Annotated in this window: 17 protein-coding genes and 1 rRNA gene; 4 read left to right on the top strand and 14 right to left on the bottom strand. The window is 41.9% G+C overall.

Annotated elements, in window-relative coordinates:
* The 6 genes from BLQ81_RS09720 to rpmH all read right to left on the bottom strand — a co-directional run.
* Window positions 1-182 (bottom strand): 16S ribosomal RNA (locus BLQ81_RS09720); the annotation flags it as partial.
* A gap of 358 nt (window positions 183-540) precedes the next feature.
* Window positions 541-1,050 (bottom strand): DUF2480 family protein, encoded by a 510-nt coding sequence (locus tag BLQ81_RS09715; RefSeq protein ID WP_092729749.1) that lies wholly within the window; start codon window positions 1,048-1,050, stop codon window positions 541-543.
* The gene (tsaB, locus tag BLQ81_RS09710) at window positions 1,047-1,751 is read right to left on the bottom strand and encodes a tRNA (adenosine(37)-N6)-threonylcarbamoyltransferase complex dimerization subunit type 1 TsaB (RefSeq protein WP_245693228.1); all 705 of its coding nucleotides are present in this window, start codon (window positions 1,749-1,751) and stop codon (window positions 1,047-1,049) included. The genes BLQ81_RS09715 and tsaB overlap by 4 nt, the downstream gene beginning before the upstream one ends.
* Window positions 1,738-3,357 carry a S41 family peptidase gene (locus tag BLQ81_RS09705; RefSeq protein WP_245693227.1) on the bottom strand — a complete coding sequence of 540 codons (1,620 nt, stop codon included), beginning with the start codon at window positions 3,355-3,357 and terminating at the stop codon, window positions 1,738-1,740. The genes tsaB and BLQ81_RS09705 overlap by 14 nt, the downstream gene beginning before the upstream one ends.
* Before the next feature lie 38 nt (window positions 3,358-3,395).
* Entirely contained in the window at window positions 3,396-3,776 is a 381-nt protein-coding gene (gene rnpA, locus BLQ81_RS09700; protein ID WP_092729747.1) for a ribonuclease P protein component, read from the bottom strand.
* Window positions 3,777-3,824: 48 nt separating this feature from the next.
* On the bottom strand, window positions 3,825-3,983 hold the full coding sequence (gene rpmH, locus BLQ81_RS09695) for a 50S ribosomal protein L34 (protein ID WP_092729746.1): 159 nt from the start codon (window positions 3,981-3,983) through the stop codon (window positions 3,825-3,827).
* Window positions 3,984-4,119: 136 nt separating this feature from the next.
* On the opposite strand from rpmH, the gene BLQ81_RS09690 reads away from it, so the two are divergent.
* Complete coding sequence (locus tag BLQ81_RS09690) at window positions 4,120-5,772, top strand: M61 family metallopeptidase (RefSeq protein WP_092729745.1); 1,653 nt, start codon at window positions 4,120-4,122, stop codon at window positions 5,770-5,772.
* A 49-nt stretch (window positions 5,773-5,821) separates the two neighbouring features.
* Here the strand turns inward: BLQ81_RS09690 and BLQ81_RS09685 are convergent, their stop codons facing one another.
* The 5 genes from BLQ81_RS09685 to BLQ81_RS09665 all read right to left on the bottom strand — a co-directional run bounded on the left by BLQ81_RS09685 (window position 5,822) and on the right by BLQ81_RS09665 (window position 12,656).
* Window positions 5,822-6,550 carry a LolA-like protein gene (locus BLQ81_RS09685; protein WP_092729744.1) on the bottom strand — a complete coding sequence of 243 codons (729 nt, stop codon included), beginning with the start codon at window positions 6,548-6,550 and terminating at the stop codon, window positions 5,822-5,824.
* A 173-nt stretch (window positions 6,551-6,723) separates the two neighbouring features.
* Window positions 6,724-8,769, bottom strand: coding sequence for a M16 family metallopeptidase (locus tag BLQ81_RS09680; protein ID WP_092729764.1), 2,046 nt, complete (start codon window positions 8,767-8,769; stop codon window positions 6,724-6,726).
* A gap of 27 nt (window positions 8,770-8,796) precedes the next feature.
* On the bottom strand, window positions 8,797-10,128 hold the full coding sequence (locus tag BLQ81_RS09675; protein ID WP_092729743.1) for a M16 family metallopeptidase: 1,332 nt from the start codon (window positions 10,126-10,128) through the stop codon (window positions 8,797-8,799).
* 190 nt (window positions 10,129-10,318) lie between these two features.
* A complete protein-coding gene (locus BLQ81_RS09670) occupies window positions 10,319-11,314 on the bottom strand; it encodes an adenosine kinase (protein WP_092729742.1) in 996 nt (331 codons plus the stop codon).
* Window positions 11,315-11,492: 178 nt separating this feature from the next.
* The gene (locus BLQ81_RS09665; protein WP_092729741.1) at window positions 11,493-12,656 is read right to left on the bottom strand and encodes a hypothetical protein; all 1,164 of its coding nucleotides are present in this window, start codon (window positions 12,654-12,656) and stop codon (window positions 11,493-11,495) included.
* Window positions 12,657-12,994: 338 nt separating this feature from the next.
* On the opposite strand from BLQ81_RS09665, the gene BLQ81_RS09660 reads away from it, so the two are divergent.
* Complete coding sequence (locus tag BLQ81_RS09660; protein ID WP_092729740.1) at window positions 12,995-13,717, top strand: outer membrane beta-barrel protein; 723 nt, start codon at window positions 12,995-12,997, stop codon at window positions 13,715-13,717.
* Between the two features lie 129 nt (window positions 13,718-13,846).
* Window positions 13,847-14,464 (top strand): hypothetical protein, encoded by a 618-nt coding sequence (locus tag BLQ81_RS09655; protein WP_092729739.1) that lies wholly within the window; start codon window positions 13,847-13,849, stop codon window positions 14,462-14,464.
* 74 nt (window positions 14,465-14,538) lie between these two features.
* Here the strand turns inward: BLQ81_RS09655 and BLQ81_RS09650 are convergent, their stop codons facing one another.
* The 3 genes from BLQ81_RS09650 to rimO all read right to left on the bottom strand — a co-directional run bounded on the left by BLQ81_RS09650 (window position 14,539) and on the right by rimO (window position 16,398).
* Complete coding sequence (locus tag BLQ81_RS09650; protein ID WP_092729738.1) at window positions 14,539-14,793, bottom strand: type II toxin-antitoxin system RelE family toxin; 255 nt, start codon at window positions 14,791-14,793, stop codon at window positions 14,539-14,541.
* Complete coding sequence (locus BLQ81_RS09645; RefSeq protein ID WP_092729737.1) at window positions 14,793-15,002, bottom strand: hypothetical protein; 210 nt, start codon at window positions 15,000-15,002, stop codon at window positions 14,793-14,795. The genes BLQ81_RS09650 and BLQ81_RS09645 overlap by 1 nt, the downstream gene beginning before the upstream one ends.
* Before the next feature lie 82 nt (window positions 15,003-15,084).
* On the bottom strand, window positions 15,085-16,398 hold the full coding sequence (rimO, locus tag BLQ81_RS09640) for a 30S ribosomal protein S12 methylthiotransferase RimO (protein ID WP_092729763.1): 1,314 nt from the start codon (window positions 16,396-16,398) through the stop codon (window positions 15,085-15,087).
* Window positions 16,399-16,933: 535 nt separating this feature from the next.
* On the opposite strand from rimO, the gene BLQ81_RS09635 reads away from it, so the two are divergent.
* A complete protein-coding gene (locus tag BLQ81_RS09635; RefSeq protein ID WP_092729736.1) occupies window positions 16,934-18,937 on the top strand; it encodes an alpha-ketoacid dehydrogenase subunit alpha/beta in 2,004 nt (667 codons plus the stop codon).
* The last annotated feature ends 44 nt before the right edge of the window (window positions 18,938-18,981 follow it).

The raw sequence follows: 18,981 nt of genomic DNA, 5'->3' as shown, positions 1-18,981 counted from the left end.
GTGCCATGGGGTATTAATCCAGATTTCTCCGGGCTATCCCCCTGTATGAGGTAGGTTGCATACGCGTTACGCACCCGTGCGCCGCTCTAGGTCTTAGATTACTCCTCGACTTGCCGCTCGACTTGCATGTATTAGGCCTGCCGCTAGCGTTCATCCTGAGCCAGGATCAAACTCTCCATTGTAATTTATCATTAGTGTCAATCACTGAGCGCCCTAAAGCATCCCAGCAACTTCCTGCCCTTTTTCTCAGGCTTTCTTCTCTCTCTTACAACATTTCAAAGAACTTACTCCCGATCTTTATCGAGACTTGTGAAACCCATGTTTCAAATGCGAGTGCAAAGATCGGATTTTGTTTTAATTTAACAAATCCGAAATGAAATTTTTATTGATTATTTCATTTCTTTTGTCGCTTTTTTTCAAATTTGTTCGAGGCATATCCTCGAATGGGAGTGCAAACATAGAGGAGTGAATTTGATTACACAAATCTTTGCTACACAAAAGTTGCAATCTTTTTTACCTAATGCCTCTTCTCTTTCAAAATCAGGACTTTCCCTTTTTAAATAAAGGAACTGTGCTGCAGGGTTCCCCAAACATCAGCGACTTCGCAACAGGTTGTAGCAGGGAAATCATCCTACCATAAGCAAAAAGTGGAATCGGAAATTTACTGCAGCCTTTAATAACTATTGGCCGATCTCTGAAGGATTCAATGTCAAATTTTGTAATGACTGATTCAGATATCATAATTTCAAGTATACTCAGATCACCTACTGAATACCCTTTAGAGACTGGATCAAGATAAGTACAGACCAGCATAAACGCCCATGTCGGAACTATTGCGTCAACAGAACATTGAATCGCAACCCACTTATTGCGATAGATTTCCCAGTCTACCTGCTTCAGGGATTGTCTAAAATCCTGCTCTTTCAGAATCAACTCCTGCCATAAAAATGGCTTTAAATCAAAAATCACACGGTCTTCCTGAGGATAAATTTCCTCGAGATTAATGGAAATGATTTGACTGGCAGATACTCTGTTTACTATTTCACTCATAAGCTGAGTAGCGGATTCTTTTTTGAATGAAGGGCTTTAAATTCCTTGAGGTAATTTGGCACGAAATAGGCCAAGTCTACAAATTCGGATTTTCTGAACTTCTCCAAAGCTAAGTTACCCATATGAGAAGCGGAAAATACAATTTCAGAATTGAAAGAAGCATTTTCGCTGCTGACCACAGATTTCACTTTTTCAACCGCATCTCCAAGAAAATAAACCCGCCAATTCTCCAAAAAGTTCTCAAAAACCCCATCACCTAAAATCTCAGCTGAAAGTTTTGAAACTGAATTTAATTTCCAGTCGAATACTTCCCTATAAATCTCCATTCTGCGGGCATCTAAAACTGGAATAATCAATTCGCCCTTTTTGACAGATATGGCACTTGCCAAGGACTGAAGCGTGTTGATCGAAATTAAGGGCTTATCCAGCCCAAATGCGAGGCCTTTTGCAGTGGACACCCCTATTCTCAGTCCAGTGTAAGACCCAGGTCCTTCAGAAACCGCTATTGCATCCAATTGACCCAACTCAATACCGGCCTTCTTCAATGATTCTTCAACCAAAAGCATCAATTGCTCAGCATGCGCGCTTTGTTCATTTGTCTCACATAGGCTGATGAGTCTACCGGAATCATGAATGGCTACTGAACAAACCGAAGTTGCGGTTTCAATCGACAGAATCATGCCCATCTTACTTTCTTGCAACTGTGAGGGTTTTGGTGGTTTTTGCCAGATCAAACAGATAGGTTTTAGCCAAATCCACTGCAGGGTCCTGATCCAATCCAGCCTCAATCATTCCTTCCTGAAAATAATATCGTGACACGATCTCTTCGCTAAGAATTTTTTTGACTTCTGCTTTATATGTATCCAAATCACCTTCTTTACTGTGATTCACCTTTGCTTTAATTGCCTCTAATTGAGCCTTAATGTCTCCAAAGTAGGCTTCTTTTTCGGCATATCTTTCCAAATCTTGCACCGACTTCTCTACATAAGTAGTGTAATCGTACTCTTTGCCAACCAGAAACTTTTTAAATTCCTCATAATCTTTATCACTTATTGAAAAAGTCAATGGATCTGAAATTGACTTATGCTTATAGAAATATTGGGTAGCAAAATCAAAAATATGATTCCCTGCGACAAGCGTGTAAGAAATAGGTGCATATGACACTTCACTCACCAATTCGTCCGGCTCTATGCCTGCACCATCGCGGACTATGCGTCCATTTGCAGTTTTAAAGCTTTTCCTTAAGGAATCCGGAACAGTGATAACTGAACCATTTTCTCTGGTTTTGGCGTAATCAATTGCCTGAATACACCTACCACTTGGAATATAGTATTTGGCCGTGGTCACTTTGACTTGGGAATTATAGCTTAATGGAATTGTTGTTTGGACAAGTCCTTTCCCAAATGATTTTCTACCAACCAAAACAGCTCTATCGTAATCCTGCAATGCACCAGCTACAATTTCAGCCGCCGAAGCACTTCGCTCATTGATCAAAACCACAAGGGGAATATCTTTATCAACCGGAGTCTTGGAGGTTTTATAGGTGTAATTCACGTTTTGGAGTTTACCTAGCGTTTTCACTACTTCTTTCCCCTTTGGGATAAATAGATTAACAATCTCTACGGCTTCACTAAGTAGTCCACCTGGATTATCTCTCAAATCCAAAATCAAACGGTCAGCACCCTGGGATTTAAGGTTGACAAGTGCATTTCTTACCTCTGTAGAAGCATTGGTCGTAAAGTCCGCAAGTTTTATATAGCCAGTTTTGTCATCCAACTTACCATAGAAAGGAACATTTTTCAATGTTATCTTTTTCCTGATTAAAGCAAACTCAAGCGTATCCTTATCACGAAGAACTTTTATTGTCAGCGGAGTATTAGCTGGACCTTTCAGAAGTTCTGAAACCTCAGAAGTCGGTTTCTTTGCCACATCTACTGAGTTGACTTTTAAAATATAATCTGCAATTCTCAAACCTGCCGTCTGGGCTGGAAAGCCGGTATAAGGCATCAAAATCATGTTCCCCCCACCCCGATTTCCTATAAGCGCCCCTATCCCGGCGTACTCACCGGTTGTCAGCATTCGGAAGTCTGCAGACTCTTCCTCAGGAATGTATTCCGTGTAAGGATCCAGCTCCTCCAGCATCGCATTAATCCCAATCGTCACCAATTTATCCGGATCAATTTCATCCACATAATAAGAATCCAACTCCCTAATCAATGTGGCAAAAATGTCAATATTCTTGGCCAAGGCAAAGAGCTTGTCATTCTTTACCTGAAAGGCAAAAGCCCCGAGAAAAAGAACTAGCATTAAGGGAATAAAAACTATTGGTTTTTTCAATTTTGGAATCATGAGGAAAACGGAGTTTGAGATAGTTCCCGATTCAGCCGATTGAGGACTTGAACCATTTTAGGTTGAATTTCAGCAAATGACATTTCTGCCTTACCAACAAATATAAGGCCCAGGATAATTCCATCAGGAGGCAAGATTTGCTTATTCAATCGATAGGCCTCTTTCAGCCTTCGTTTAATGAAATTTCTGCCTGTGGCTTTTTTGATTTTCTTTTTCGAAACAGAAAAAAGCACCTGATTTGGCTGGCCAATTAAATCTTCTTTCTTTAGAAAAAGAACTTTGAATGGGTACAAAAAAAAAGAGGAACCTTCGTTAAAAAGTTCCTTGATAAGCTTTTCGGCATGTAGCCGCTCGTTTTTCGAAAGTCTATAATTCATCGCAAGGACTGTACTCGTATGTGAACATACGAAAAGCAGCGGTAAGAATTACTTCTTAAGAGTCTTTTCAGAAGAGACAGTCAATTTGTGTCTTCCTTTAGCTCTTCTTGCCTTGATGACTCTTCTACCGTTAGCAGAAGACATTCTTTCTCTAAAGCCGTGCTTGTTTTTTCTTTTTCTGCGAGAAGGCTGGAATGTTCTTTTCATGATCGAATATCTTTAACTAGTTGCTTTCTTTATCATCTTTTCCGGATTGACCCTGAAAAGGATTGCAAAGATATGTACCATTTTCTTAAATACAAATCCACCTTCTAAATTTGTTGCCAACACTATTAGATTTTCTATGCTTCGCTATACAGTTCAATCTAAAATCCCCACCTCCCAGTACATTCAATTGAACCTTTTGCTTGATTTAAAAGAAACAGAGCACGTAAAGCTTCAATTACCTGCTTGGAGAGCAGGTCGCTATCAAATCGCAAATTACGCTCAAAATATTCGGGGCTTCGCGATAAAAAATTCAGCGGGAGTCAAAATTCCATTTCAAAAAACCACTAAAGACCTTTGGGAATTCTCCTCTGATTCGAAAGGACCCTACCTGATTTCCTATGAATACTACTGTGGAAAAATGGATGGGGGCAGTGCTTGGGTGGATAAGGAGCAAATTTATATAAATCTGGTCAATTGCTGTTTCGATGTTTTGGGTAAAAGTGAAGAAGAAATAGAGATTATATTAGATCTACCAGAATTCTCCTGCCAAACCTGCACATTAATCCAAAAATCACCCTCAATTTGGAAAGCCAAAAACTTTCAAATGTTGGCCGATTCCACCATTATTGCCTCAAAGAGGCTAATTCACTGGGAATATCAGGTTCAGAAAACACAATTTCATATTTGGATTCAAGGCGAAGTCCACTTTGACAAAAACCTATTTTTAAACAGGTTTAAATCCTTTTCAGAAAAGCTCATTCAGGATTTCGGAGAGTTTCCGGAATCGGAATATCATTTCATATTTCAGCTTTTGCCTTATTCGCACTATCATGGTGTAGAGCATAGACGCGGGACTGTCATTACCTTTGGTCCGGCTGAAAGCCTGAAAGATCCAATCCAAATGGAGGAACTACTCGGTGTCAGTTGTCACGAACTCTACCATGCTTGGAATGTATGCCGGATACGTCCAAAGGAACTTTTACCCTATGATTTCTCAAAGGAGACCTATACCAATGCCGGATTGATTTTAGAAGGAGTTACTACTTACATGGGAGATTTGTACTTGCTCAAGTCAGGCGTTTACGATCTCCCCACCTACCTCAGGCACTTTGAGAAAGTTATTGCCCGGGAATCAGCCAACTTTGGATGGCGGAATTATACCATTCAAGAGTCTTCATTTGATTTGTGGTTGGATGGATACATCGGAGGAATTCCCGACCGAAAAGTAAACATTTACACGCGGGGCGCCTTGCTGGCAATTTGCATGGATATCCTTTTGTTGAAAAATGGAAGCGCTCTTGCAACGGTCATGACAAAAATGTGGGAGCAGTTCGGAAAGCCATTTCTGGGTTATGAAATCAAGGATTTTGAAAATCTGATTATAGAACAATTTCAGGATAAATCGGAAATCAAATCTTTTTTTACTGATTTTGTTCAGGGATATGAAGATCTTTTTCCATTTCTTCAAAGCCTACTGTCTGAGATAGGAATTGAAATGAAAGAGGTCCAAACTGAAGATAGACTTCTACATCAATTCGGCATTCGGACCAATAGGGATGGGCTGGTTACTCAAATTCATCCAGATGCAAAGGCTTATTTCCTTGTGATGAAAAATGACAAAGTCCTCAATTTTTCCCAGGAAGGAAGCTCAGAATATCCAGAACTACTTGTAAGCCGACAAGATCGGACTCTGAAGTTTTCTCTTGAAAAAGACCCTAACATCTACTTTCCTCTTTTTCAACTTTCACAGAAAGAAATAAATACACTTACCGAAAAATGGCTGGCATAAAAAAAGACCTCCAAAACTTGGAGGTCTCAAAAGTCTTTTACTTTTAGGATTATTGAAAATCAGAATCAGAAAGGGTCTGATTAAATTTTACTGAAATCATTTTGGCTTCAAGTGCAACAGGAAGCATTGGATTTTTGATGGTCAACATCATTGGAAACAATACGCCGTCCACTGCCTGGTAATCAGAATAAGAGATCTCACCTGTTGCGTCTGAACTCGTTTTAAGTTTCAATCCGCTTTCTACCGAGTAGAATTCATTGGTCACCATTCCATTAGGGGCAGTGATCCCAATCTTGTTGGCTTGCTGCCCATCTACCTCTTCAGTTCCCAAAAACTCCAATTCGAAACCCATCTCATCATAGAACTGCTCCGGAAAAACGTAAGTCTGAGGCTTAAGCATTGCCGCAGTCTCCTCAGGAAGCTCCTGGACTTGACCCATCATTACCATTTGGGCTTGTCCTCCTACCAACAAGGTTTTCTGCATCACATTTCCACCTACGGCAGTAGATTGCATCATTCGGGTATTTTCAGAATCAGCGATTGTCTTGATTTCAATAATTTGACCCTGAAAGTTAGCCTCTGCGGTCATACTGGCATTTTTGATGGCCTTCACTTTAGCTTCGCCGCCAACGGCCTTAATATAATTAGCGATAACCGTCTCCGGATCGTTTTCCACAATCACAATAGGATCACCATTATTAATTCCTTTTTCAGCTAATAGTTTGCTCTGAAATCCCGCAATCAGAATCGCGGAGACCAAAAGTGTTTTGATTTTCATATGATTATAATTTGATTTTTAAAGGCCACATGTCCGCCTGTCATCGGACAGGGAACTTCGCATGGATTATAATTATCCCTCTGTATGTCGATTTGGATCATGCTCGATTTCATAGTTGTTATTTAGTTTGTTTAAAAAGAAAAAAGAGGAGACCACCCTCCCCTTTTCTATATTTATTTCACGTCTGCATCTGAAATAGGCACATTCAATTCCATCGAAGTTACTTTAGCTTCCAATGGAACCGGGATCGCCGGAGACTTGATCGTCCATGCCATAGGGAGTAAAACTCCGTCCTTAGCCTGATAATCTGAATAGAACGTGTCACCTGATGCCGAATTTTCATATTTTATCTTCAGCCCTGATTCCTGAGCATAATAATTGGTGAGCTTAGCTCCTGATGCAGCAGCGATGATCACTTTATAGGCGGGTGTTCCGTCTACATCTTTCAATCCGTCAAAAGTCAGCGCATAGCCATTTTCCTTGTAAACTGCTTCTGGAAACAAGAATGAATTCAATTTTGCTTCTGATAATTGTGCTTCCGTCATCTCGATAGCATTACCCTGAACCGACATTGAACCTTTTCCGTCTGCCAAAGTGGTTTTTTGCATTACATTTCCTGCCACGGAAAGTTTTTGACCATATCTTCCATTTTGAGAATCATATACAAAGGCCAAATTCAAAGGAGTGCCCATCACTGTAGCATCCATAGAGATCTTAGCTGTTTTGATTGCTTTAACTTTTGCTTCTCCACCGATTGCTGTTAGGTAGTTTTCCAGAACTTTTTCAGCAGTCATATCTGCGTCAGCAGTCAACTCTTTGGCGGGCATTCCCATATTGTCATACATCGTGACCTCGCCAAACTGCGCTAACTTTTCTTTGATCTCAGCCCCATTTCCCACTGTGGTAATGATGAATTTGTCAGGCTCGATGAGACGCTTAGCAGTAGCATTGATATCCGCTACGGTCAAGGCATTCAGCTTTTGCAGGTACGTGGCGTAGTAGTCTTTCGGCAGCTTGTATCGATCGGTATTCAAAGCAAAATTGGCAACTGTAGAAGGCTGCTCAAGTGAGCGACCAAAGCTACCTGATAGTTCTGCTTTTGCTTTAGCTAGTTCTTCTTCGGTTACTCCATTTTCGACGAGATTTTGGATTTCATAGATGAATTCGTACACTGCTGAGTCGGTCACTTCAGTCCTAACAGAAGCATTGGCAGAAATAGTGGCCACGAGCTTGTCGGCACCGATCGAAGAATAAGCCCCATAGGTATAGCCTTTGTCTTCACGAAGATTCATAAATAATCGTGAAGCTGATCCTCCTCCAAGGATCTGATTGAGCAATCGACTGGAGATGTAATCTTCATCGCCGATCTTCATTTTCACAGGCTGTGTCAAATTAATCACTGACTGCACTGAGGAACTTCTGTCTACCAAAGCAACAGCTCTTTTAGAAGCGCGCTCTGGCATTGGATAGGTGAATTTTGGCACTTCACTTTTCTGCCATTTCCCGAAATACTGCTTCACTACTTTTTCAGCCTCGGCTTTATCCATATCGCCTACGATAGCGAGATAGGCAATATTTGGCTTGAAATAGGTAGCATAGTACTTTTTGATGTCTTCTACGGCAATGTTTTTTATTGTGGTTTCATTGGAAGATTCGCCGTAAGGGTGGTTTTTTCCATATAAAACCGCGGATGAAAGTCTGCTAGAAATAGCGTTTGGATTGTCTTTGCTTTGTGCCAAACCGGTTAAGGCCTGCTTTTTCAATTTGTCCAATTCATCCTGTGGGAAAACTGGATTGTAAAGTACATCTGCCATCAATTCGAGTACTTTCCCTTGATGCTTTTTTAAGGAAGACGCAAACATCGATGTCGAGGAAGCACTCAAACTTGCTCCAATAAAATCGACTTCTTGGTCAAGTTGATCCTTGGTCCGATTGATCGTGCCAGCCATCATCATCTCACCAACAAAATCTGACATGCCTGCCTTATCACCTTCCATGATTGGGTCGCGCTCCAATACCAAAGTAAATGACACACGTGGAAGTTTGGTGTTTTTCACCAAAAACACTTTCAATCCATTATCCAATGTGAAGGTTTCTGCTTCCCCAATTTTGATTTCAGGAGCTGGACCCGAGGCTGGAAGCTTACTTCTGTCCACTTGCGCAAAACTGCCCGCGGTGGCTATAAGTGTTAAAACAAATGCTATTGCTAATTTTTTCATTTTTCTTCGATCGATAAGGTGAAACAATTATTCGGATGCTGGTTGAGCTGATTTTGGTAAGTAGTACAATACAACACGACCAGTTAGGTCCATGTACTCTTTAGCCACTCGCTGGATATCAGCCTTGGTGACTTTAGAATAAGCGTCCATTACCTGATTGATGTAATTGGTGTCGCCGTAGATCACTTTTGCCTCTGCGAGGTTTTCAGCAATACCTGCGATGGTGGAGTTTCCACTCACGATATTGTTTTCCATGATATTTTTCAGCTTGGTAAACTCCTCATCAGAGATCCCCTGATCCTGCACCTGCTTGATCAATTTATCGACTTCGGCTTCCAAATCTTTTGGCTCCACACCCATATTGGTGATCCCATACATCAAGAAAACACCACCATCTTCGAGTTCCAAAGGAATTGCCGCAACTACCAATGCTTTTTGCTGCTTGTCCACCAATTCTTTGGTCATCAGCGAAGAATTCCCTCCGGTGAGATAAGTAGAGAGCATAGATAGCGCATAGCTGTCGGGGTGATTTCTTGGAGGCAAGTTGTAGGCCTGAATCACGGCAGGAATCTGAATATTGTCATAGATGACATCCCGTATTTCAGCTGTTTTCTTGGGTTCAACAACATTGGGTCTGAAAACTTCTTTAGCGCCTTTTGGGATTTCTGAAAAATAATTTCTCACCAACTTCTCAGTCGTCGCGTAATCAATATCTCCGGCAATTGTCAAAGTCGCATTGTTTGGCACATAGAAATCCTTGTAAAATTGCTGGAACTCTTCAATTGTCGCAGCATTCAAGTGATCCATGGAGCCGATTGGTGCCCACTGATAGGGATGAACCTGGTATGCTCTTGCCAAAGTCTCTGGAAGGATCGTGCCATAGGGCTGATTTTCGTAGCGCTGACGTCTCTCTTCTTTTACCACTTCACGCTGAGTCTCAACTCCGGTGAGGTCAACTTTGGAATGAAGCATTCGCTCACTTTCCATGTAAAGAGCCAATTCAAGCTCATTGGAAGGAAGCAATTCATAATAATAAGTGATGTCGTTGGACGTGTAGGCGTTCAGCGTTCCCCCACGACTTTGAATGATGTTCATGTATTGACCGCGGTCAATGTTCTCGGAACCTTCAAACATCAAATGCTCAAAAAAGTGAGCAAAGCCGGTACGCTCCGGGTTTTCGTTTTTTGATCCAACATGGTATAAAACCGAAGTGACCACAATAGGTGTCGTATTGTCTCGGTGCATGATCACATGCAATCCATTGTCCAAGGTAAATTCCTTGAACTCGATTTTGTTTTGGGCCAAAACCGGAATGCTAAGCATTCCTAAAATCAGGCCTAACACAGTAAATTTTCTCATGATAAAAAGATTGGGTTAGTATTCAACTTAGAAATTAGAATGCAATTAGAAGGTTTTAATTCAAATACGGAATAAACCATGCATCAAAATAAACTACAAAAGGAGGGTACAAGGTTTAAAAAATCCACTGCTGCAGGAAAAAGAAGATAAACGGGGGAGAAATCTTTGATTTTTCCCCTGTTAATTTTTCTTAAGGATTTAATCTGTTCAGGATTTCCTTCGCTTCATGCCACTGCAATCTTGGGCCAAACTGACTGACAATTTTTGAACTTGCCATTGATGCCAACTTCCCACTGGATGCATAGCTGTGGCCATTTGTAATTCCATAGAGGAAAGCTCCGGCAAACATATCACCTGCTCCATTACTGTCAATGGCTGTGGTTTTGTAAGGCTCTATGTCAATGAACGTATCCCCGTCAAAGATCATTGCCCCGTTTTTCCCTTGCGTAATGACAAAATGCTTGGCCACTTTTTTTAATTCCTCCCGAGCTTCGGTCAGATTATCTTTACCCGTGAAAAGCATTGCCTCTTCTTCATTTGCAAAAAGTAAATCAACACTTGCACCAATCACCTCGTCGAAAGGCTCTCTAAAATATTTCACCATCGCTGGATCCGAAAAGGTCAAAGCGACTTTTACCCCGTTTTCTTCAGCCACTTTTTTGGAATGCTTCATTGCTGTTTTCCCATTTTCGGAAGTAATCAAATACCCTTCGATAAATAGGTATTTGGAATCTTTGATCGCTGAATCGTTGATGTCTTTTACTGAAAAATTCTGAGTAATCCCGAGGAACGTATTCATCGTCCGCTCGGAATCTTCGGTCACCATCACTAGGCATTTACCGGTGATTCCGTCCTGAAGGTTTGACTCTGTAAGAGCCGAGTCTACCCCTGAATCCTGCAAATCCTTTAAGTAAAAATGCCCCAATTCATCGTTAGCTACACGAAAGCAATAGTAGGATTTCCCTCCGAACTGACTAACTGCAACCACCGAATTTGCAGCTGAGCCTCCCGCCTGCTTTTTGGCCTCTTCGGTATTGATGACTTGCATGAGTGAGTTTTGACGCTCCCCATCCACTAAGGTCATCAAGCCTTTTTCGACCTTATTGTCCAAGAAAAACTGGTCTTTTACTTTGAACTCGATATCTACCAAGGCATTACCGATGCCTGTTACGTCGTATTTTTTCATCTATAGGATTGTAAAATTGAAATATTGGAAAATTGAAAGATTGGTCAGAAAGCCAGGTTTTACTTCATCATTCGATGCTCGTCATTCGACATTCGAAATTAAGACTCATTCACCTCAATTAGGAAAATTAAGTTTGAGGTTCAAAAAAGCCTCGTATTTCTTCCCTCGCACTTCGTACTTAATCAAAGATAGGGTGTCGTTCAAACGGTTTTTCCCGATCAAATAGATACCGATACGTATGGTGTGTTTTATAGATCGTCGCCAAGAGTTGTTCACAGACCCGCATCATCTTGGGATTGAAATCTCCGATCCAATTCATTTCAATGGTTTTGTAAGGGAAAGAGGCCTTTCCACTCATCTTATCATAGCTGATGATCATGGCACTTTCCACCCCTTTACCCTGATGCTCCGGTACTACGCCAAAGACCAGGCCGAGCATTTTATTGGGAGGAGAAAAGGTCTTGTACCACAGGAACTTCAGCTTTCCGAACAGGTCCATTTTCCCATTGACATGTTTGAAAATCTGATTGATTTCAGGGATTTGAATAAAGAATCCGGCAGGTTCGTCCTTGAAGAAGGCAAAGTAAATTAACCGCGGATCGATGATCGGCTTCATCTTGCCAAACATGAGTTGAGCTTCTTTTAAAGCAATGGACTTCCCCATGTGGCGAGCCCAAGCTTTATTATAAACTGTCATGAAGTACTCCGGCACTTTTTCCTGTAGCTCTTTCCCTTTGATGTATCGAAAAGAATAATCCGGATTCGCCATAATGGCGTTTGCTCGTTGGATCATTTTTTCATCAAAGCCCAGATCCTGCACCGGGCGCATGTAAGTGTATTGCTTGAAGTAAAGCTGGAAACCGTAATCCTCAAAGAACTTTTGGTAGTACGGAAAATTCCATGGCATATTGTAGTTCGGTTCCGTGAACCCATCCGCCAAAAGTCCCCACCATTTATCACGCTCACCGAAGTTGATCGGGCCGTCCATCGCTTCCATTCCTTCGCTTTGGAGCCAAGACTTTGCCGTATCAAAAAGCAGGAAAGCTGCGGATTGGTCGTTTATGCATTCGAAAAATCCCAAGCCTCCAGTCGGCTGCTTTTCCTTCATCTTTGGATTGACAAAAGCTGCTACCCGACCGATGGTCTGCCCCTTTTCATCTTCCAGCAACCAGCGTTTTGATTTAGCACCATTGCGGAAAAGCTTATTTGTTTCGGGGTGAAAAAGTCCCTCAATATCTGCGTCAAGCGGTCGGATCCAGTTTTTTTCGTTTTTATATAACGCTACTGCCATCTCGATAAATTCTTTCTGATGGGCAGGCGTGGCAACTTCGATCAACTTCATTCGGAGGATTTTAGTCGGCTAAATTAGTGGATCAAGGGCAAAGGGCAAAAAGGAGTATTTTTACAATTTCCAACTTTGATCTCGGAACTGCAAAAATGTGAACTGAAAGCCTTTAACTAATTTTTAGTTTTATTATAAGGCTTTAACACTAAAAGATTTCTTAAGCATCGATAAGTTACTTAATTTTAACAGCAACTTTTAAATTAGAATCTCATGGAAACGAATCAAACGCAAAACAAAGATTTCAATAAGAACTTATTCTTAGGGGGGGGGTATTAGTTAAAAAAATTCTACTTTTTAATTTCCCAATCATTTCTAGTTCATTAAAGCCCTTTGACATGAAACTCATAATTTCCGCCTTGTTTTTCACCTTATTAAGTCTATCATCTTTTTCACAGGGAGTCCAAAATTTAAAGCTGAGCTATGGGAATAATCGTACAGAATACAAAACCGGATTTTTGGAAAAAACCCTTCTCCCAAACAATAAAGTAGCTGAGGACCTGAAAATTAATTCTTTCAATACCGATGGGTTCAGCTTTGGTGCAACTTTAGGCTTCGCTATCTCTAAAGACAAAAAATGGATGTTTAACACAGGCCTTTTTTATCAAAATTTTGATTTGGCTACCTCCATTTATGCGTATTCAGAAGGCACTGATTATATTTTTCGAAGAGCAACCAAAGTCAATCAACTAGAACTTCCCCTTTTAGTATCATGGAGAAATTCAGACAAGAAATTTCGATATGGAGGTGACTTTGGATTAATCAAGGCACTCGCTGTCTGGAGCAAATACCAAGAATATGGCGTAACAAGCGGGATTGGGATTGAACAAAAATTTGATTCCTACAGCTATGACTTGTCTGGTCCGGTTAATTTATTAGAAAAGTATAGTTTTTATTTTGCCCCTTCAATTGGATACGATTTCACCAAAAAACTAGGGATAGAATTCCAACCCTACTTTAGATACCAAATTGGAAATGAGTCGCAGAGCTGGTACAGTAATTCGAACGGGGCTCCTGTCATCCAATATGGCATAAACCTGAACTTGGTAAAATATTTCTGAGCCAGGTTTTTTGATTCCGGGATAATCCCAATCCCCGTTATCCTAATTCTGGTGAAGCAGGATTTTCAAATTTCGGCTTTAAGATTTAAAACCTGATTTTAATTTTAAGTTATCCTAATTAATTCTTTTATGAAAAAGTCAATCCTAACTTTTCTTACTGTCCTAATTACTCAAATTTCTTTCGCTCAAGCGGAAAGAGAACTTTCCAAATGGACCTTTGGACTATCATTTTCCCCTGACAGCTACCGGTATGCGCAGGCAGAAGAAAATGGGCTTTATTATCAAATTTCATTTGATCGACAAATGACTGATTATTTGATTTTAGGCGGGTACTTGGGTATTCAAAACCGAAGATCAAGTTATCAAGCCCGGAATATAGCGGTTCCGTCGGAGTACGCAGAGATTGACTTTGAGAAGCAATATGTCCCTCTGGGAATTCGGTTTGGTTTTGACCTAAGCTCATACTTTTCTAGCCAATTGGGTTGGATCAAAAATGAGTCTAAATGGGAGATTCTTCTTTTGGGTTATGGAGGGGTGACCATTCAATCTACAGAAATTCAAACTCCCCGGGTTCCTGGAAAAGTATATGATGACTCGGAATATCCCATAGAAGAAGACATGAATTATGTCGCAGGAGTGAATGCTGTCGTCAGGTATTTCCCGAGCAAAAATCTTGGGGTGTTTACAGAGCTTGGTTATGGCCCAGTCGGAAGGTATTCTTTTGGAGTAGCTTGTCGGTTGAGGTAAGCAAGGAGATTTCAAAGTCTTTTTTTGAATGAGACAGCAGTATTCTTTCCTGTCAAAAGAAGAGAACGTACAATTTATTCATAAATCTCCCTTCTATGCCCAACTGCAATAACCTCAATCGTAAGGATTTTATCCTCTATCTCATAAATGATTCGGTAATCTGCGACTCTAATTCGATAGGCGTCCCTTCCCTTCAACTTTTTGTATCCTATCGGTCTGGGATTATCCGCTAAACCATAAATCGCTTCTTTTAAGCTTGAAAAATAGGGTTCTGGAATCTTGGCAAGAGACTTAATGGCAGATTTCTTAATGGCTATTTGATAAGCCATTATTTTTCTTTTCGGAGAGTTTCAATCAATTCAAAAGCCTCATTAATCGGTAAAGAAGGTTCATCAGAGTTCTTTACCTGATCATAAAGCTTGATTTCCTCCAACTCTTCGATCTTTTCAACCATGGCTTCAAACTCTCTGAGAGAAATCACTACGGAAATCTTATTCCCTGCCTGGTCAGTGATGTATTTAGGATTGATTGTCAGCATGATGAAAGTTAACGATTTTGCTCTATAGTCCTAAAACGAGAAAAGGGGGAAATCGACTTCATTTCCCCCTGCTGTTTTTTATTTATTCCTCCACCGTCGCATACAGATCAAACTCCGTCGCTTCGTAAACCTTAGCTTGGACAAAGTCTCCAACTCTGCAATAGAACTTGGAAGCATCGATCAATACCTCGTTGTCCACTTCCACTGAGTCAAATTCGGTTCTGCCGACAAAATGCCCCCCTTCTTTTTTATCGATCAGGACTTTGAAAGTCTTTCCGATTTTCTCCTGATTCAAATCGTAGCTGATTTGCTCCTGAACTTCCATCAGGTGATTTGCACGATCTTGTTTTTCTTCCTGCGAAAGCAAATCCTCCATTCCAAAAGCATGGGTATTTTCCTCATGGGAATAGGTAAAAACTCCCAAGCGCTCAAACTTCATTCGAGTGACAAAGTCCACCATCTCCTGGAATTCCTTTTCTCCCTCACCCGGATGTCCGGCAATCAAGGTCGTTCGAATCGCAATCTCAGGAATCATCTCTCGGATGCTGTGGATTAACTCTTCCTGCTTTTCTCGGGTTGTGCCACGTCGCATCGCCTTGAGCACATCAGTTGAACCATGCTGCAATGGAATATCCAAGTACTTACAGATGTTTGGTCGCTCCTTCATTACCTCGATCACGTCCATCGGAAAACCGGTCGGATACGCATAATGCAAGCGAATCCAGTCGATTCCCTCCACATCAGAAAGGTTACGAAGTAGGTCGGCGAGGTTTCGCTTCTTGTAAATATCCAAACCGTAGTAGGTTGAATCCTGTGCGATCAGAAGCAATTCCTTGGTTCCTCCAGCAGCTTTATGCATCGCTTCTTTCACCAAATCTTCGATCGGTCGTGAAATATGCCCGCCACGCATAATCGGAATGGCGCAAAAGGAACACGGTCGATCGCAACCCTCAGAAATCTTCATGTACGCATAGTGGGCCGAGTGGGTCAAAAGACGCTCACCCACCAGTTCATGCTTGTAGTCTGCTTTGAATTTCTTCAAAATCGCAGGCAAATCTCGCGTTCCAAAAAACGCATCCACCTGAGGGATTTCCTTTTCCAAATCGTCCTTGTAGCGCTGTGAAAGACAACCGGTAACGTAGACCTTATCAACCAAACCCTGCTCTTTGGCATCCACATACTGAAGGATGGTATCGATCGATTCCTGCTTGGCATTGTCGATAAATCCGCAGGTATTGATGATGATGATGTTGTTATCCTGTGAGTTAGACTCGTGGCTGGCGTTGATGCCGTTGCCTCTGAGTTGGGTCAGCAGGACTTCGGAATCCACCAGGTTTTTGGAGCAACCCATGGTGATGATGTTGACTTTGTCTTTCTTTAATGTTCTCGCTTTCACTGATATTCCTTGAATTTGGGTGGGCAAAGGTAGGTAAAAAAACTGCGATGCAGTTTTTTGATTGGAAAATTGGAAGACTTTAAAATTGAAAAATTGCCGGATACTCCAAGTGCCGAACCAATCAACATCAGCCACCCTAGCTTAGGGGTAATAATTTTTCAATGTTCCAATTTTTTAAATTTTTCAATCCCCCACTTAACACTTTGATAAAACAACCTTAACGTAGGACTTGGCGCTGCGGAAAATGCTTTGCCTAATTTTGAACCGTACAGCAAATACTTTTTAACTCCTTGCATTTATTTTTTGCCTCGACGAAAGTCGGGGCGCTATGCAAGGGAGGGTCGATGTCGGATTTTGGCATGTCGGATTTCGGATTTTCTCCTGCCTCAGTTGAGCAAAGTTAAAATCAGCGTCTAACAGCGTATTTTTCAGCGGTAATCTGCGGGCAATTTTAAGAGTTCCCTTTTTCTTACTCTCCAAAAAACCTTTGCCGATTTCAGGGCTTCCTGTACCTTAGATTCCCAAATCGAATCATATGGAATTCACTGCCCCAAATGCCCAAATCTTGACTTTTGACAGGAAAAATTACTCGGACGAAACGCTACTCAAACTTTACGAATCCCTGATCATGCCTCGTCGGATCGAGGAGAAAATGCTCATTCTCCTTCGGCAGGGCAGAATCTCCAAATGGTTTAGCGGCTGGGGACAGGAAGCCATCTCGATCGGTGCGGTAAATGCCCTCGCAACAGATGAATTCATCCTGCCCATGCATCGAAACCTTGGGGTTTTCACAGGTAGAAACATGCCTTTGGAACGGCTATTTGCACAGTTTCAGGGAAAAAAGTCCGGCTTTACCAAAGGTCGGGATCGGTCTTTTCACTTTGGGAGCATCGAGCATCACATTGTGGGGATGATTTCACACCTCGGTCCCCAACTGGCCATTGCGGATGGAATTGGATTGGCTCATAGGCTTTCGCATGAAAAGAAAGTGACGCTGGTTTTCTCCGGTGACGGGGCAAGTTCGGAGGGAGATTTTCACGAAGGGCTAAATGTAGCGGCAGTTTGGAAGCTTCCCGTGATTTTTGTAGTCGAGCACAATGGCTATGGACTTTCTACTCCGAGTGAGGAGCAGTTTGCATTCAAGTACTTCACCGAAAAAGGCCCCGGCTATGGCATGGAGGCTGTTCGGGTACAGGGAAACAATGTGCTGGAGGTATATGACACCATTCTGAGATTAGCAAAAGACATTCGGGAAAACCCGAGGCCGATTCTGGTTGAAGCGATTACCTTCCGTATGCGTGGCCACGAAGAGGCTTCCGGAACGAAGTACGTACCCAAGAATTTGATGGAAGAATGGTCAAAACGTGATCCGGTAGAAAACTTCGAGGCCTATCTCGAATCCACCGGTGTGCTCGACGAATCCATTAAGGAGAAACTGAATAAGAAAGTTAAAAAGGCAATCAACGAAGCCTTGGAGGTCGCATTTGCCGAAGAAGAAATCACTCCAAATCTGGAGGAGGAACTGGCAGATGTCTATGCACCTTTTTTCCAAAAAGTAATTGAACCGGAAGGATCAAGTACTGAAAAGCGTTTCATTGATGCGATCAGTGATGGACTGAGACAGTCCATGGAAAAATACCCGAATCTCATCCTTATGGGTCAGGACATCGGGGAATATGGCGGAGTTTTCAAGATCACGGATGGCTTCAAAACCAAATTTGGTGGAGATCGGGTGAGAAATACCCCACTTTGCGAAAGCGCCATTATCGGTGCAGGACTTGGGCTATCCATCAAAGGTTACAAAGCCATGGTCGAGATGCAGTTTGCGGACTTTGTAAGTGTAGGATTCAATCAGATCGTAAACAATCTTGCAAAAATCCACTACCGCTGGGGCCAAAATGCAGACGTGGTGATCCGAATGCCTACTGGGGCAGGTTCTGCTGCCGGGCCTTTCCATTCCCAATCCAATGAAGCCTGGTTTTTTCATACACCCGGTCTGAAAATCGTCTATCCTTCCAATCCCCACGATGCTAAAGGCTTACTCAACGCGGCTTTGGCAGATTCCAATCCTTACCTCTATTTTGAGCACAAAATGCTCTATCGCTCCATTTCGGGGTCTGTGCCGGACAGCTACTACACAGTGGAAGTGGGAAAAGCGGCTTTGGCCAAAGAGGGCTCACAAGTATCCATCATCACCTATGGCATGGGGGTGCATTGGGCGGTGAAAGCAATTGAAGAATTGGCTATATCCGCGGATATTCTGGATTTGCGAACGCTGTTACCTTGGGATCAGGAAGCAGTCGCTGAGACGGTGAAGAAAACCGGAAAGGTGATTTTCCTTCACGAAGACACGCTTACAGGAGGGATTGGAGCGGAGATTTGTGCTTGGATTTCCGAGCATTGCTTCAATGACCTTGATGCTCCGGTGATGCGGGAAGGGAGTTTGGATACGCCTGTTCCTTTTGCTCCAAATCTGGAAAAACAGTTTTTGCCAACGGAGCGGTTTAAGAAAAAACTAAAGGAGTTAGTGGGGTATTAAATTCTCAGACAGTGATCGCATATTTCGAGATAAAAAACTCCACA

Origin of the sequence: Algoriphagus alkaliphilus (assembly GCF_900103735.1) — a bacterium.
In the GTDB taxonomy this organism is placed as follows: Bacteria; Bacteroidota; Bacteroidia; order Cytophagales; family Cyclobacteriaceae; genus Algoriphagus; species Algoriphagus alkaliphilus.
Note: the sequence above shows the minus strand (reverse complement) of the source record. Positions and strands in the feature narration are given on the sequence as shown.

Bases quoted from the DNA above. Each gene is read 5' to 3' on its own strand.
- BLQ81_RS09660 (WP_092729740.1), top strand. From the start codon at position 12,995: ATGAAACTCATAATTTCCGCCTTGTTTTTCACCTTATTAAGTCTATCA.
- BLQ81_RS09650 (WP_092729738.1), bottom strand. From the start codon at position 14,793: ATGGCTTATCAAATAGCCATTAAGAAATCTGCCATTAAGTCTCTTGCC.
- BLQ81_RS09655 (WP_092729739.1), top strand. From the start codon at position 13,847: ATGAAAAAGTCAATCCTAACTTTTCTTACTGTCCTAATTACTCAAATT.
- rnpA (WP_092729747.1), bottom strand. From the start codon at position 3,776: ATGAATTATAGACTTTCGAAAAACGAGCGGCTACATGCCGAAAAGCTT.
- rpmH (WP_092729746.1), bottom strand. From the start codon at position 3,983: ATGAAAAGAACATTCCAGCCTTCTCGCAGAAAAAGAAAAAACAAGCAC.
- BLQ81_RS09635 (WP_092729736.1), top strand. From the start codon at position 16,934: ATGGAATTCACTGCCCCAAATGCCCAAATCTTGACTTTTGACAGGAAA.
- BLQ81_RS09685 (WP_092729744.1), bottom strand. From the start codon at position 6,550: ATGAAAATCAAAACACTTTTGGTCTCCGCGATTCTGATTGCGGGATTT.
- BLQ81_RS09675 (WP_092729743.1), bottom strand. From the start codon at position 10,128: ATGAGAAAATTTACTGTGTTAGGCCTGATTTTAGGAATGCTTAGCATT.
- BLQ81_RS09705 (WP_245693227.1), bottom strand. From the start codon at position 3,357: ATGCTAGTTCTTTTTCTCGGGGCTTTTGCCTTTCAGGTAAAGAATGAC.
- BLQ81_RS09665 (WP_092729741.1), bottom strand. From the start codon at position 12,656: ATGAAGTTGATCGAAGTTGCCACGCCTGCCCATCAGAAAGAATTTATC.
- BLQ81_RS09680 (WP_092729764.1), bottom strand. From the start codon at position 8,769: ATGAAAAAATTAGCAATAGCATTTGTTTTAACACTTATAGCCACCGCG.
- BLQ81_RS09645 (WP_092729737.1), bottom strand. From the start codon at position 15,002: ATGCTGACAATCAATCCTAAATACATCACTGACCAGGCAGGGAATAAG.
- BLQ81_RS09715 (WP_092729749.1), bottom strand. From the start codon at position 1,050: ATGAGTGAAATAGTAAACAGAGTATCTGCCAGTCAAATCATTTCCATT.
- BLQ81_RS09690 (WP_092729745.1), top strand. From the start codon at position 4,120: ATGCTTCGCTATACAGTTCAATCTAAAATCCCCACCTCCCAGTACATT.
- BLQ81_RS09670 (WP_092729742.1), bottom strand. From the start codon at position 11,314: ATGAAAAAATACGACGTAACAGGCATCGGTAATGCCTTGGTAGATATC.